At 70.5% G+C, this 13,189-nt stretch carries 11 protein-coding genes, 2 tRNA genes and 1 pseudogene; 9 read left to right on the forward strand and 5 right to left on the reverse strand.

Annotated elements, in window-relative coordinates:
- Window positions 1-121: 121 nt before the first annotated feature.
- From AC07F0_RS24600 to AC07F0_RS24615, 4 genes are all read left to right on the forward strand, one after another.
- Entirely contained in the window at window positions 122-1,243 is a 1,122-nt protein-coding gene (locus AC07F0_RS24600; protein WP_436730844.1) for an SDR family oxidoreductase, read from the forward strand.
- Window positions 1,244-1,397: 154 nt separating this feature from the next.
- Window positions 1,398-1,859, forward strand: coding sequence for a molybdenum cofactor biosynthesis protein MoaE (locus tag AC07F0_RS24605; RefSeq protein WP_478981917.1), 462 nt, complete (start codon window positions 1,398-1,400; stop codon window positions 1,857-1,859).
- A gap of 139 nt (window positions 1,860-1,998) precedes the next feature.
- Window positions 1,999-2,196, forward strand: a complete 198-nt coding sequence (locus AC07F0_RS24610) for a hypothetical protein (RefSeq protein WP_436730851.1) — start codon at window positions 1,999-2,001, stop codon at window positions 2,194-2,196.
- Window positions 2,197-2,265: 69 nt separating this feature from the next.
- Window positions 2,266-3,357, forward strand: a complete 1,092-nt coding sequence (locus tag AC07F0_RS24615) for a YlbL family protein (RefSeq protein ID WP_436730846.1) — start codon at window positions 2,266-2,268, stop codon at window positions 3,355-3,357.
- A 42-nt stretch (window positions 3,358-3,399) separates the two neighbouring features.
- Here the strand turns inward: AC07F0_RS24615 and AC07F0_RS24620 are convergent, their stop codons facing one another.
- Entirely contained in the window at window positions 3,400-3,942 is a 543-nt protein-coding gene (locus AC07F0_RS24620; protein WP_436730847.1) for a PPA1309 family protein, read from the reverse strand.
- A 163-nt stretch (window positions 3,943-4,105) separates the two neighbouring features.
- On the opposite strand from AC07F0_RS24620, the gene AC07F0_RS24625 reads away from it, so the two are divergent.
- The 4 genes from AC07F0_RS24625 to AC07F0_RS24640 all read left to right on the forward strand — a co-directional run bounded on the left by AC07F0_RS24625 (window position 4,106) and on the right by AC07F0_RS24640 (window position 9,485).
- Window positions 4,106-7,057, forward strand: coding sequence for a UPF0182 family membrane protein (locus AC07F0_RS24625; RefSeq protein ID WP_478982238.1), 2,952 nt, complete (start codon window positions 4,106-4,108; stop codon window positions 7,055-7,057).
- A gap of 56 nt (window positions 7,058-7,113) precedes the next feature.
- Window positions 7,114-7,187: transfer RNA gene (locus tag AC07F0_RS24630), tRNA-Met, on the forward strand.
- A gap of 234 nt (window positions 7,188-7,421) precedes the next feature.
- On the forward strand, window positions 7,422-9,245 hold the full coding sequence (locus AC07F0_RS24635) for a tetratricopeptide repeat protein (protein ID WP_478981919.1): 1,824 nt from the start codon (window positions 7,422-7,424) through the stop codon (window positions 9,243-9,245).
- A 166-nt stretch (window positions 9,246-9,411) separates the two neighbouring features.
- Window positions 9,412-9,485 (forward strand) — tRNA-Met (locus AC07F0_RS24640).
- Between the two features lie 238 nt (window positions 9,486-9,723).
- On the opposite strand, the pseudogene AC07F0_RS24645 reads toward AC07F0_RS24640, so the two are convergent.
- From AC07F0_RS24645 to hisN, 4 genes and pseudogenes are all read right to left on the reverse strand, one after another.
- Window positions 9,724-9,816: pseudogene (locus tag AC07F0_RS24645) on the reverse strand (ABC transporter ATP-binding protein); the annotation flags it as partial.
- A gap of 169 nt (window positions 9,817-9,985) precedes the next feature.
- Window positions 9,986-10,402 carry a Fur family transcriptional regulator gene (locus tag AC07F0_RS24650; RefSeq protein ID WP_010047623.1) on the reverse strand — a complete coding sequence of 139 codons (417 nt, stop codon included), beginning with the start codon at window positions 10,400-10,402 and terminating at the stop codon, window positions 9,986-9,988.
- A 145-nt stretch (window positions 10,403-10,547) separates the two neighbouring features.
- Complete coding sequence (locus tag AC07F0_RS24655) at window positions 10,548-10,940, reverse strand: CBS domain-containing protein (protein ID WP_478981921.1); 393 nt, start codon at window positions 10,938-10,940, stop codon at window positions 10,548-10,550.
- 177 nt (window positions 10,941-11,117) lie between these two features.
- On the reverse strand, window positions 11,118-11,918 hold the full coding sequence (gene hisN, locus AC07F0_RS24660; RefSeq protein WP_399406809.1) for a histidinol-phosphatase: 801 nt from the start codon (window positions 11,916-11,918) through the stop codon (window positions 11,118-11,120).
- 656 nt (window positions 11,919-12,574) lie between these two features.
- On the opposite strand from hisN, the gene AC07F0_RS24665 reads away from it, so the two are divergent.
- A complete protein-coding gene (locus tag AC07F0_RS24665; RefSeq protein WP_478981923.1) occupies window positions 12,575-13,183 on the forward strand; it encodes a TetR/AcrR family transcriptional regulator in 609 nt (202 codons plus the stop codon).
- Window positions 13,184-13,189: the final 6 nt, after the last annotated feature.

Consider the following 13,189-nt stretch of genomic DNA (forward strand, 5'->3'; position numbering starts at 1 on the left):
GACACCTGGGGCGGATCGGGCCTCGGTGCTTCGCCGACTGACAGCCTGCGGCAGGATGGATGCCACCTGGTACGCACGCGTCGCTCGCGCTCGTACTGAAGACAACCGCTGGAGACGCCCGGTGAGTTCCCCAGATCCGCAGGTTCGCGCAGCGCGAAACCAGTCAACCAGTTCCGCGGGCCCTGCGGCGCGCGGACCCGTCGTCGCGGTCACCGGTGCCGCGTACGGCGTCGGCGCCCTGCTCACCGAGCGGCTCGCCGCGTCCGACGAGGTCAAGCAGGTCGTCGCCATCGACGAGCGGCGCGGCGAGTGCGACGCGGCGCAGTGGCACATCCTGGACGTACGGGATCCGGCCATCGCGGAGAAGCTGCGGGGCGCCGACGTGGTGGTGCACCTGGCCCTGGACCTCGACCTGGAGACCGACGCCGCCGCCCGAACGGCCTACAACGTGCGGGGGACACAGACCGTCCTGACGGCGGCCGCGGCGGCCGGCGTGCACCGGGTCGTGCTGTGCACGTCGGCGATGGTCTACGGGGCGCTGCCGGACAACGAGCTGCCGCTCTCCGAGGACGCGGAGCTGCGGGCCACGGCCGAGGCGACGGGCGTCGGCGACCTGCTGGAGATCGAGCGGCTGGCGCGCAGGGCGCCGCGGGCGCACCCGGGGCTGAATGTCACCGTGGTGCGGCCGGCGATCCTGGTGGGAGGCACGGACACCGCACTGACCAGGTACTTCGAGTCTCCCCGGCTGCTCGTCGTCGCCGGGTCGCGGCCCGCGTGGCAGTTCTGCCACGTCGAGGACCTGTGCAGCGCGCTGGAGTACGCCGTCCTGGAGAAGGTCGACGGGGAACTGACCGTCGGGTGCGACGGGTGGCTGGAGCAGGAGGAGGTCGAGGAGCTCAGCGGCATCCGGCGGATGGAGCTGCCGTCGGCGGTCGCGCTGGGTGCGGCCCAGCGCCTGCATCGCATCGGGCTCACGCCGTCTCCGGCCGGGGACCTGGCGTACACGATGTACCCCTGGGTGGTCAGCGGCAGCCGGCTGCACGACGCGGGGTGGCGGCCGCGGTACACCAACGAGGAGGTGCTGGCGGAGCTCCTGGAGGAGGTCTCCGGTCGGCACACGGTGGCCGGGCGGCGACTGGGCCGCAAGGACGCGACGGCCGCGGGTGCCGCGGGAGCGACGGTGGCGCTGCTGGGCGCGGCCGCGGTGGTGCGGCGGGCGCGGAAGGCCCGGCGGCGCATCTGACCCGCCCGCCGGCCCCGGCTCCCCGGTCCCGCTGTGGGAGAGCCGCCTCTCCGGCCCCGCCGTACGGGACTCGTAGGAGTGTCCAACGCGCACGCGCGCGTGCCGGTCGACAGCTCTGTTCCGCGCTGCCGGTCGCGTACGGCACGATGGAGGCATGGCATCCACGAGCGATCACCCGGGTGAGCAGGCCGCGCAGGATCCGATCAGGCTGATCGGGATCCGGGACACGGCACTTTCCGTGGACGAGGTGTTCCGGGCCGTTGGGGACGACGCGGCCGGCGGCACGGCGCTCTTCGTGGGCACCGTGCGGAACCACGACGGGGGCGCCGACGTGGCGGAGCTGGGGTACTCCTGCCACCCCAGTGCGGAGGCCGAGATGAGGCGGATCGCCGAGAAGGTCGTCGCGGAGTTCCCGGTGCGGGCGCTGGCGGCCGTGCACCGCGTGGGGGATCTCAGGGTCGGTGACCTCGCCGTGGTCGTCGCCGTCTCGTGTCCGCACAGAGGAGAGGCCTTCGAGGCCTGCCGGAAGCTGATCGACGATCTCAAGCACGAAGCGCCCATCTGGAAGCACCAGAAGTTCTCCGACGGCACCGAGGAGTGGGTGGGCGCCGGCTGAATCCGGGCCCCTGCTTTCCGGTGAATCCGGGACCCGGCCTTCCGGTTGCGTAACCGGACCCCTGGCGTGAGCGTTGTCACTGCGGATGGTTAATCTGCTGATCAGTCAGTTGCGGACGCTCAAGGGGTTGGAGGTCGGCATGGCGGCGCTCGCCTGGTTGCTGATTCCGCTTGTGGCTGCGATCGGCGCGGGCCTCTGGGGCAGTTGGGCCAACCGGACCCGCAAGGCCCGTGGCGACGGCCCGGAACTCATCGGTTACGCCCGCTTCCGCGAGGCCATGGAAAGGCCCCGGCCGGGCACTGAAGGCCAGGGAAAAGAGCAGGTCACAAGCGTGTGAGACCACAGGGCCGCCCCGGACGGGCGGCCCTGACGGTGCGCTGACAGGACCGTCCCGTACTGTCGAGTCATGCCACGCCGCACCGCGACGATGCTCGCCTCCACCCTGATGCTGATCGCGCTCCTGTGCGCGGGAGTGTTCATCCCCGTGCCGTATTCGGAGATGTCCCCGGGGCCGACGGTGAACACACTGGGCGATCACGACGGAGAGCCGGTGCTCCAGGTCTCCGGGCGGAAGACGTATGCGACGAGTGGCCATCTGAACATGACGACGGTCCGGGTCACCAGCGCCGAATACCGGATGAACCTGGTAGAGGCCGTCTACGGCTGGCTCGCGCACGACAACAAGGTGGTGCCGCACGAGACGCTCTACCCGGACGGCAAGACCGAGGAGCAGTCCACGCAGGAGAACGCCGAGGAGTTCAGCCAGTCCCAGGAGAGCGCCAAGGTCGCCGCGCTGAAGGAACTCGACGTTCCGGTGAAGTCGTGGGTCATCGTCTCGACGGTCGTCAAGGGATCCCCGGCCGAGGGCAAGCTGCACGCCGGGGACGTGATCAAGGCCGTCGACGGCACGGTAGTGAAGGAGCCGGCCGACGTCGCGAAGTTCGTCACGAAACACAAGCCGGGCCAGGACGTCCGCTTCACGATCGTGCCCGCCAAGGAGCAGGCCGCCGCGGAGAAGGAGAAGCGGACGCCGACGAAGACACAGGACATCACCATGACCACGACGACGTCGGACGACGCCGGCGAGAAGCGGGCCATCGTGGGGATATCCGCGGGGACCGACCACACGTTCCCGTTCACCATCGACATCAAGCTGGCCGACGTCGGCGGGCCGAGCGCCGGTCTGATGTTCGCGCTCGGCATCTACGACAAGCTCACGCCGGGCAGTCTGACAGGGGGCAAGTTCGTCGCGGGTACGGGGACGATCGACGACGAGGGCAAGGTCGGTCCGATCGGCGGCATCGAGATGAAGACCGTGGGCGCGCGCGCCAAGGGTGCGCAGTACTTCCTGACGCCGGCGGACAACTGCGAGGCCGCGGCCAAGGACACCCCTGAGGGCCTCACCCTCATCAAGGTGAAGACCATCGAGGACGCCCTCGGCGCTCTCAAGGACATCCGCGGCGGCGACACCGCCGGTCTGCCGAAGTGCGGTAAGTAGTCCGCCGGGCCGGAGGACCGGCCCGGGCGGCGCGGCCGCCGCCTACTCCTCGAACGTCGCCGCCAGTGCCTCCGCCAGACCCGGTACCAGGTCGGATCCGGTGAGGACCTCCGTCGGGGAGTCCTTCTCACGCAGGCGCAGGGCCGACTCACGGGTGCCGTCCCGCAGCACCGCGACCGTCATACGGACCTCCTGGCGGTCCGGGTGGTCCGCCACCCACTTCGTCAGCGCGGCCTCGTCCAGACCCTGCGGAACCTGGGCCTCCGCGGACGGCGGCAGCATCAGGCGCTCCACGGCCAGGGCGCAGCCGGCCACCGCGTCGGGCCAGGCGATGGTGGCGAGGAACTCGTCGAGCGGCTTGCCCGTTGGAACTTCGTCCTGCTCGATCGGGGTGAGGCCGGGGTTCTCCGACGCGTCGTCCAGACCGAGCCGGTCCGCGAGCGAGGGCTGTTCGGCCCGGAGCCGGGCGGTGTCGACGAGGGCGAAAAGGCGGGCGGACTGGTCCCAGCCGAGGCCGGAGACGTACTCGTCGATCTCGAGTACGGCCCGGGTGAGCGGGCTCGCCGCCATGGGAGTGTTGGACATGGTCACAATCCTGCCTCGTTCCCGGCCGGAATCGGGAACCGAGTAAACGGTGAGTAAGTTGCATAGGTGGGGGCCCGCGATCACGGGGGCCACGGACGGTCCGTGAAGACGCGGGCCTTACGAATCAACAGCGAACTTCGAGGTGCGCACCTTGGCTTTCCAGATGCCGGACCGCGGCGGAGGCCCGACAGGGCCGCGGATCAGAGTGGGCCGCCCGTCCCGGCGTGTCCGGACCCTGCTCATGACACTGGGCGTCCTGGCCGTCCTCGGCATGGTGTTCACCATGTTCGCGGGCTTTTGGACGGACTGGCTCTGGTACCGGTCGGTGAACTACTCGTCGGTCTTCACCACCACGCTGTGGACCAAGATCGGGCTCTTCTTCGTCTTCGGCCTGCTGATGGCCGTGGCGGTCGGGGTCAACATCTGGCTGGCGCACCGGCTGCGGCCGCCGCTGAGCGCCATGTCCATGGAGCAGCAGAACCTCGACCGCTACCGGATGGGCATCGCGCCCTACAAGAAGTGGCTGCTGATCGGGATCACGGCCCTGGTGGGCCTGATCGCCGGAGCCTCCGCGTCCGGCCAGTGGCGGACGTGGCTGATGTGGGTCAACGGCGTGCCCTTCGGCCAGAAGGACCCCCAGTTCAAGCTGGACGTCTCCTTCTACGCCTTCGACCTGCCCTGGTACCGCTTCCTGCTCGGCTTCGGCTTCGCCGCCGCGATCCTGTCCGTGATCGCCGCCGCGCTCACGCACTACCTGTACGGCGGGCTGCGCGTCACCAGCCCCGGTGCCCGCGCCACGGCGGCGGCCACCGGCCACCTGTCGGTGCTCATCGGCATCTTCGTGGCCCTGAAGGCGGTCGCCTACTGGCTCGACCGGTACGGACTCGCCGTGAAGTCCAGCGACTTCAGGGCGACCGACAACTGGACGGGCCTGAGGTACGTCGACGCCAACGCCTACCTGCCGGCCAAGACGATCCTGTTCTGCATCGCCGTCATCTGCGCGCTGCTGTTCTTCGCCACCCTGTGGCGGCGCACCTGGCAGCTGCCCGTGATCGGCTTCGGCCTGATGGTGCTCTCCGCCATCCTCATCGGCGGCCTCTACCCGGCGATCGTGCAGAAGTTCCAGGTCCAGCCGAACGAGCAGGCCAAGGAAGCGCCGTACGTCGAGAAGAACCTCGAGGCGACGCGCAAGGCCTACGGCATCGACGGCACCAAGGTCACCGACTATTCGGGCACGAGCAAGACCGAGGACAAGACCACGCTCCGCGACGACGTCGGCTCCACGGCGAGCATCCGGATCATGGACCCGAACATCGTCTCGCCGACGTTCCAGCAGCTCCAGCAGATCAGGAACTACTACGCGTTCCCGAACAACCTGGACGTCGACCGCTACGCCAAGGACGGCAAGGACCAGGACACGGTCATCGGCCTGCGTGAGCTGAACCTGGCGGGCATCCCGAAGAAGAACTGGATCAACAACCACTTCCGTTACACCCACGGCTACGGAGTGGTCGCCGCCGAGGGCACCAGCGCCGACGCCCAGGGCCGGCCGAACTTCACGGAGTCCGACCTGCCCTCCAAGGGCGACCTCGGTACGTACGAACAGCGGGTCTACTACGGCGAGAAGACCACGACGTACTCGATCGTCGGCGGTCCCCAGAAGGAGATCGACTACTCCGACGACAACGGCGAGAAGACCACCAGCTACAAGGGCGACAGTGGGGTCAACCTCTCCAGCCCGGTCAACCGGGCCGCGTACGCGGTGGCGTTCGGCGAGCCGCAGATCCTGTACTCCGGCGCCATCGGCGACGGTTCGCGGATCCTGTACAACCGCACGCCCAAGGAGCGCGTCGAGGCGGTCGCCCCCTGGCTGACCATCGACGGCGACGCCTACCCGGCGGTGGTGAACGGCCGTATCGAGTGGATCGTCGACGCGTACACGACGACGAACGGATACCCGTACTCCTCGCGTACGACCCTCGGTGACACCACGGCCGACTCGCTGACCGCGACCAACGACAACCGCGCGGTGGTGGCCCAGCAGAACCAGGTCAACTACATCCGCAATTCGGTGAAGGCGACCGTCGACGCGTACACCGGCGAGGTCAAGCTCTACCAGTGGGACACCAAGGACCCGGTCCTGAAGACCTGGATGAAGGCCTTCCCGGACACGGTGAAGCCCAAGGGTGAGATCTCCAAGGATCTGATGGACCACCTGCGCTACCCGCAGGACCTGTTCAAGGTCCAGCGGGAGTTGCTCACGCGCTACCACGTGAAGGACGCGACGACGTTCCTCAGCGGCAGCGAGGTGTGGCAGGTGCCGGACGACCCGACGAACCGGTCGGGCAACGCGGTGCCGCCGTACTACCTGAGCATGAAGATGCCCGACCAGAAGGCCCAGTCGTTCTCGCTGACGACGACCTTCACGCCCAACGGCCGGGACAACCTCAGCGCGTTCATGGCGGTCGACGCCGAGGCGGGGGCCAGTGACTACGGCAAGATCAGAATCCTGAAACTGCCGACGAACACGACGGTCAACGGACCCAAGCAGGTCCAGAGCCAGTTCAACTCCCAAGAGGAGATCGCCGAGTCCATCAGGCTCCTGAGAGGCGGCGACTCCGAAGTCGAGTACGGCAATCTGCTGACGGTGCCGCTCGACGGCGGACTGCTCTACGTGGAGCCGGTCTACGTACGCGGTGGTGGACTGAAGTACCCGCTGCTGCGCAAGGTGCTGGTCACCTACGGAGGCCAGACCGCCTTCGAGAACACGCTCGACGACGCCCTCAACAAGATCTTCGGAACGGAGGGGCAGGCCCCCGAGCCTCCGGACGAGGGCGACGGCACCACGACGCCACCGCCGACGTCCGAGAACCCGACGGTCCAACAGGCCCTGGAGGACGCCCAGAAGGCGTTCGACGCGGGCCAGGAGGCCCTGAAGGACAACGACTGGGAGGCGTACGGCCGGGCGCAGAAGGACCTCGAGGACGCGCTGAAGCGGGCCGAGGACGCCCAGGCCGAGTCCGGCCGTGGGGGCGCCGGGGGCGGCGAGAGCAAGCCCAGCGCCAGTCCGAGCGCCAAGCCGAGCGGCAGCCCGAGCCCGAAGCCGAGCAGCTAGGTCCTGGCCTGGTCAGATGCCCACTCCGCGCCGTGATACGGTTGTGAACACAACGGCGCGGGGTGGAGCAGCTCGGTAGCTCGCTGGGCTCATAACCCAGAGGTCGCAGGTTCAAATCCTGTCCCCGCTACTGAAATCGCGAAGTCCGAGTGACGGAGCGACCACGAAGGCCCGGATTCCACAAAGGAATCCGGGCCTTCGTGATGTGTGAACGCATGTACTGGCGCAGGCTGCGGCCGCGCCGCCGGGGGGAGTTGGGGGATCTGTGTTTGACTTGTCTCTCTGTGGGCATGTCGACAAAACGCTGTAGTGACCTCACTGGCTGCGGTATACCAGGTGTACCCAGGTTGCAGGTGGTGCGACGATGGACGTTATGGGGGACAAGGCAACTCTGTTCGAGACAGGGCGTTTTGTGCAGCCTTCCAGCCGGGAGGACACCGACACCCCGGACGAGACCGGGGAGATCGCCGACGAGGCGGCCGAGGAGCTGCGTCAGCGGCTCGCCGCGGAGGCCGGCGACGTCGAGGCGATGAGTGTCCTCGGGGCCATGCTGCTGCGCCGTGGTGATCTCGACGGTGCCGAACCCCATCTGCGTGCGGCCACCGCCGCGGGCGACCGGGCCGCCGCCAACAACCTCGGGGTCCTTCTCCACCAGCGCGGATACGCCGACGAGGCCGCCGGCTGGTGGCGGATCGCCGCCGTCGCCGGATCCGCGGCGGCCGCGCACGCCCTCGGACGGCACCACCGCGAGCGCGGTGACGAGCCCGCCGCCGAGTACTGGCTGCGCCAGTCCGCGGAGCAGGGCCACACCCTGGGCGCCTACGCCCTCGCCGACCTGCTGGAGCACCGCGGTGACGCCGGGGCCGAGACGTGGCTGCGGGTCGCGGCCGAGCGCGGGCACCGGGAGGCGGCGTACCGTCTGGCCCGGGCCCTGGACCGGAAGGCGACGCGGGACACCGAAGGCGACAACGGTGTCCAGGTGCCGGACGAGGTCGAGCAGTGGTACCGGCAGGCCGCCGCGCGCGGCCACCGGCGGGCCGCCCTGCACCTCGGGACGATCCTGGAGAAGCGCGGCGAGCTCAGGGAGGCCGGACGCTGGTACCTGACGTCCGCCAAGGACGGCGAGGCGCGTGCCGCCTGCGCGCTCGGGTTCCTGCTGCGCGACGCGGGCGACACCGAGAACGCCGCCGTGTGGTGGCTGCGGGCCGCCCAGGACGGCGACGGCAACGCGGCGAACGCACTGGGCGCGCTGCACGCCGAGCGGGGCGAGACCCAGACCGCCGAGCGCTGGTACCGGGCCGCCATGGATGCGGGCGACGTGAACGGCGCCTACAACCTGGGGCTGCTCTGCGCCGAGCAGGGGCGCACCGCGCAGGCCGAGCAGTGGTACCGGCGCGCGGCCTATGCCGGGCACCGGGAGGCCGCGAACGCGCTGGCCATCCTGCTGCTGCGGGCCGGGGACGAGGCGGGCGCCGAGCCGTGGTTCTCCAAGGCCGCGGAGGCCGGGAGCGTGGACGCCGCCTTCAACCTGGGCATCCTGCACGCCGGCCGGGGCGAGGAGCAGGCCGCGCTGCGCTGGTACGAGCGTGCCGCGGCCGCCGGGCACACCGAGGCGGCGCTCCAGGTCGGCATGGCCCGGCTGCGGGAAGGCGACGAGCAGGAGGCCGAGCGGCACCTGCGGTGCGCGGCCGGGGGCGGGAGCGCCGAGGCCGCGTACCGGCTGGCGACCGTACTCGACGCACGCCGGCCGCCGGAGCCGGCGCACGAGCTCGGGGAGCCGGTGCACCGGCGGAGCGAGTGCGAGGAGTGGTACGAGAGGGCGGCCTCGCAGGGGCACCGGCGGGCGCAGGTGCGGGTGGGCATGCTCGCCGCCGCCCGGGGGGACGTTGTCGAGGCGGCTCGGTGGTACCGGGAGGCGGCCGAGGCCGGGTCCCGCAACGGGGCCTTCAATCTCGGGTTGCTGCTGGCCCGGGAGGGGAGTGAGCCCGAGGCGGCGGTGTGGTGGACGCGGGCGGCTGACGCCGGTCACGGTCGGGCGGCGTTGCGGTTGGCCCTGGTCTACGCGCGTCGGGGGGAGCTGGCGGAGGGGCAGCGGTGGGCTGACCGGGCCGTGTCCTTGGGGCCGGAGTCTGTGGCGGAGCGGGCGGCTCGGCTGCGGGACGCGTTGCGGCAGGAGCTGTCTGCCTGATGCCGGGTTTCGTGGGGTGTCGCTGCGCCACCGCGCCGCCCTGGGGCACCTCCCAGGCCCTTGAGGCGCTGGGTGAGGCACGACTGCCCGCAGCTGAGCGGGACCGCGGCTTCAGCTAAGCGATTTGCATCTGTCCTCCGTGGTGACGTAACGTTGCATTCACCGACGCGGGGTGGAGCAGCTCGGTAGCTCGCTGGGCTCATAACCCAGAGGTCGCAGGTTCAAATCCTGTCCCCGCTACTGAAGGCTGAGGGCCGGAATCCGAAAGGATTCCGGCCCTCGGTGTGTTTTTGCCGGGTGTTTTTACCGGCAGTGGCCTACCGCTTCCTCGTAGAGGGAGCGGGTCACCGTCCGCGACTCGGGGAGGGGCTCGCCTTCCGCCAGGCCCTGGGCGCGGTAGGCGGACTGGAGGCGCTCCGGGTCGCGTCGGCCGCGGCTCCCGCGGCCGTCATGAGCTCCAGTTCCGCCGCGTCCTTGACGGCGCGGACGTGCGGATCTCCAGCGTGCCGGTGCTGGGCCGGAGCAGACCGGCGGCGATGCGCAGCAGGGTGTGCTTGCCGCAGCCGGAAGGGCGGTGACTTTCGGATACGGCTCTCCCACTTCGGTCTCCTCGCGGAGTGCGGGACGGACTGGTGGGTGCCGTTGACCATATGACGGACCGTCAGATATGGGAGTCCGCGGACAGCGCGAAGCCCCGGCACTCATCGGTGCCGGGACTTCGCGTGAGAGGACGGGGGAGACTAGGCGGCCGCGCAGTTCGGGCAGACGCCGCGGTACGTCACCTCGACGTCCGAGACCGTGAAGCCGAAGCGCTCCGAGTCGGGGAGGTCCGCCAGCGGGTTGCCGACCGGGTGCACGTCGCGGATCGCGCCGCACTGGGCGCAGACCAGGTGGTGGTGCGGCTGGTGGGCGTTCGGGTCGTACCGCTTGGCGCGCTGGTCCGTGGAGACCTCGAGCACCTCGCCGAGGGACACGAGCTCGCCGAGCGTGTTGTACACGGTCGCCCGGGAGATCTCGGGCAGCTTGGCGACGGCCCGGGCGTGGACCTCGTCGGCCGTCAGATGGACGTGTTCGCCGTCGAGGACCTCGGCCACGACGCGCCGCTGCGCGGTCATCCGCCATCCGCGTCCGCGCAGCCGTTCCAGAAGGTCACTCATGGCTACCAGCCTAACAGCAAGAGGGACCAGGTCGCGAACAGGTGTGGAGTTAGATATCTGCTCGCTTTAGATGGTATCTAATTCTGGACTGAAGGGCGGTGGAGGGGCGGCCCGGACCCCTTCGGGGCCCGGGCCGTTCGTGCTGTCAGGCGGGTACCTGCTGACGTGCCGGGGCCCAGCAGCGGATGATGTCGCGGACCGAGACGACACCAGCCGGCTCGTCGCGGTCCAGCACGATGAGATGACGGAAACCGCCGTGCGCCATGGCGCCGGCCGCCTCCTCCAGGGTCCAGGCGGGAGCGGCGAACACGACGTCGGTGGTGGTGTGGGCGTGGACGAGTTCCGTGTCCGGGTCCTGCCCCTGGCCCACGGAGATGAGGATGTCGCGTTCGGTGAGGATGCCGATGCCGCCGGCGTCGGGGTCGTGGACGATGGCCGCGCCGACCTTGCGGGCGGCCATCAGTGCGGCTGCCTGACGGAGTGTGTGGGCCGGGCCGATGGTGAGGACGACGGTGCTCATGGCGTCACGGACGAGCATGGATAGGCCTCCTGGAGGTGTCCCCGCCGTTTGTTCATGTTTTCACAAGTTCACAAGCGGGTGGACTCTCAGGGTGGCAGGTAAAGGGAGGGTCAACAAGGGGGCGCTCGGTAACAGGGGGCGCGCTCAGCGGTGGTGGACGCTCGGTGGTGGTGGTCGCGCAGTGGCGGTGGTCGCTCAGTAGCGCTGGTTGAGGTACCCCAGCAGTTCGTCGTGCAGCAGGCCGTTCGACGCCGCCGCGTTACCGCTGTGCGGGCCCGGGCGGGAGTCGAGTCCGGTGAAGGTGCCGCCGGCCTCGGTGACGATGATCGCGTTGGCGGCCATGTCCCAGAGCGACAGCTCCGGCTCGGCGCACATGTCGACGGCGCCCTCGGCGACCATCATGTACGGCCAGAAGTCGCCGTACGCCCGCGTGCGCCACACCTCACGGGTGAGGTCCAGGAAGCCGTCCAGGCGGCCCTGTTCCTCCCAGCCGCTGAGCGAGGAGTACGCGAAGGAGGCGTCGGCGAGCTTTCCCACGCGGGAGACCTGGAGACGGGACGCCTTCGTGAGACTGCGGCCCGAGAACGCGCCGTAGCCCTTCGCGGCCCACCAGCGGCGGCCGAGGGCGGGGGCGGAGACGACGCCGACGACGGGCTGGAAGCCGCCCTCTCCGGCTTCCATCAGGGAGATGAGCGTGGCCCAGACGGGGACGCCGCGCACGTAGTTCTTGGTGCCGTCGATGGGGTCGATCACCCAGCGCCGGGGGCCGGTGCCCTCGACGCCGTACTCCTCGCCGAGGATCGCGTCCCGGGGGCGGGCGCGGGCGAGTTGGCCGCGGATGAGTTCTTCGGCGGCCTTGTCCGCTTCGCTCACCGGGGTCATGTCCGGTTTGGTCTCGACCTTGAGGTCGAGGGCCTTGAACCGGTCCGTCGTCGCGGCGTCGGCGGCGTCGGCGAGGACGTGGGCGAGACGCAGGTCGTCGAGGTAGTCGGGCATATAACGAACCTATCTGCCGAGGTGGGGATGGGGCTACAGGGGGTTTGTGGGCGGGGGTGGGGGTGTTGTGGGGGCTCGGCGTCGCTGCTGAGGCGGGGTGGGTCCGCAAGTCGGCGGGACGGGGTGCCGCCGCTGCACCAAGCGGCACGACTGCCCGCAGCGGCCGCCTGCGGCGTGGGTGCTGGGGGGCGGGGCATTGCGCAGCCCGGCGCGTGGTGGGTGTCGTCTCGGTGGGGCGGGTGCGGCCTCAAGTGGCATGGCTGTCCGTGGCGCGGCTGGGTGCGGGCGCTGTGCGGCCCGGCGTGGTGGGGTGTCGTGGTGGGGCGGGCGCGGCCTCAAGTGGCATGGCTGTCCGTGGCGCGGCTGGGGGCGGGGCGGCCCGGCGTGGTGGGGTGTCGTCTCGGTGGGGGTGCGGGCCCAGGTGGCATGGCTGTCCGCGGCGTGGCTGGGTGCGGGGCGTTGTGCAGCCCGGCGCGTGGAGGTGTGTCGTCTCGGTGGGGCGGGTGCCGCCTCATGTGGCGCGGCTGCCCGCAGCCAGGCGGAGCGCACCCGCGTAAGTCGGCTCAAAGGCGCCCCCATGTGCGCCCGCGGGCCCTTGACAGTGGTTGCGTGCGCGTCAAATCTGGGCGCAGAGCCGCTCGCCCCAAGGGGAGGCGATGATGCCTGCAGCGCGGGAATCTCTACTGGACGCCGCCTACACGGCGCTGGCGCGCCGGCCGTGGTCCGCCGTGCGGATGGTGGACGTGGCCGCGGCGGCGGGAGTGTCCCGGCAGACGCTGTACAACGAGTTCGGCAGCAAGGACGGGCTCGCCCGGGCGCTCGTGAGGCGCGAGGCCGACGGGTATCTCGCCGGAGTCGACCGCGCGCTCACCGGGAACAGTGACCCGCGCGAGCGGCTCGCCGCCACCGCCGAGTGGACCACGTCGGCGGCCCGGGAGAACGCCCTCGTCCGCGCCATGCTCACCGGCTGCTGGAGTGAACGCCTGCCGTCCCCCGCCCTGTCGGCCGTGCGCTCCACCTCCGCCGTGCCGGCCCAGCGCCGCGCCGACGGCCCGCTGCCCTCGCCCGGCGACTTCGTCGCCCTCGTCCGCGACCGTGCCGTCACCGCGCTGGCGGGACCCGGCACACCCAAGTCCGACACCGCCGAACTGGTCCGCTCCTGCGAACTCGCCGTCCGGCTCGCCCTGTCCTGCGTGGCTGCGCCCCCGGACGAGGGCGGCGTCGCGGAACTCGTCCGCAGCGCCCTTCAGCGGCAGGCCGGATGACGGGAC

It is taken from the genome of Streptomyces sp. NPDC045955 (assembly GCF_056430805.1).

Excerpts from the sequence above, each read along its gene's own strand:
- AC07F0_RS24635 (WP_478981919.1), top strand. The coding sequence starts at position 7,422 with ATGGACGTTATGGGGGACAAGGCAACTCTGTTCGAGACAGGGCGTTTT.
- AC07F0_RS24625 (WP_478982238.1), top strand. The coding sequence starts at position 4,106 with ATGCCGGACCGCGGCGGAGGCCCGACAGGGCCGCGGATCAGAGTGGGC.
- AC07F0_RS24605 (WP_478981917.1), top strand. The coding sequence starts at position 1,398 with ATGGCATCCACGAGCGATCACCCGGGTGAGCAGGCCGCGCAGGATCCG.
- AC07F0_RS24655 (WP_478981921.1), bottom strand. The coding sequence starts at position 10,940 with ATGCTCGTCCGTGACGCCATGAGCACCGTCGTCCTCACCATCGGCCCG.
- hisN (WP_399406809.1), bottom strand. The coding sequence starts at position 11,918 with ATGCCCGACTACCTCGACGACCTGCGTCTCGCCCACGTCCTCGCCGAC.
- AC07F0_RS24650 (WP_010047623.1), bottom strand. The coding sequence starts at position 10,402 with ATGAGTGACCTTCTGGAACGGCTGCGCGGACGCGGATGGCGGATGACC.
- AC07F0_RS24665 (WP_478981923.1), top strand. The coding sequence starts at position 12,575 with ATGATGCCTGCAGCGCGGGAATCTCTACTGGACGCCGCCTACACGGCG.
- AC07F0_RS24620 (WP_436730847.1), bottom strand. The coding sequence starts at position 3,942 with ATGTCCAACACTCCCATGGCGGCGAGCCCGCTCACCCGGGCCGTACTC.
- AC07F0_RS24615 (WP_436730846.1), top strand. The coding sequence starts at position 2,266 with ATGCCACGCCGCACCGCGACGATGCTCGCCTCCACCCTGATGCTGATC.
- AC07F0_RS24610 (WP_436730851.1), top strand. The coding sequence starts at position 1,999 with ATGGCGGCGCTCGCCTGGTTGCTGATTCCGCTTGTGGCTGCGATCGGC.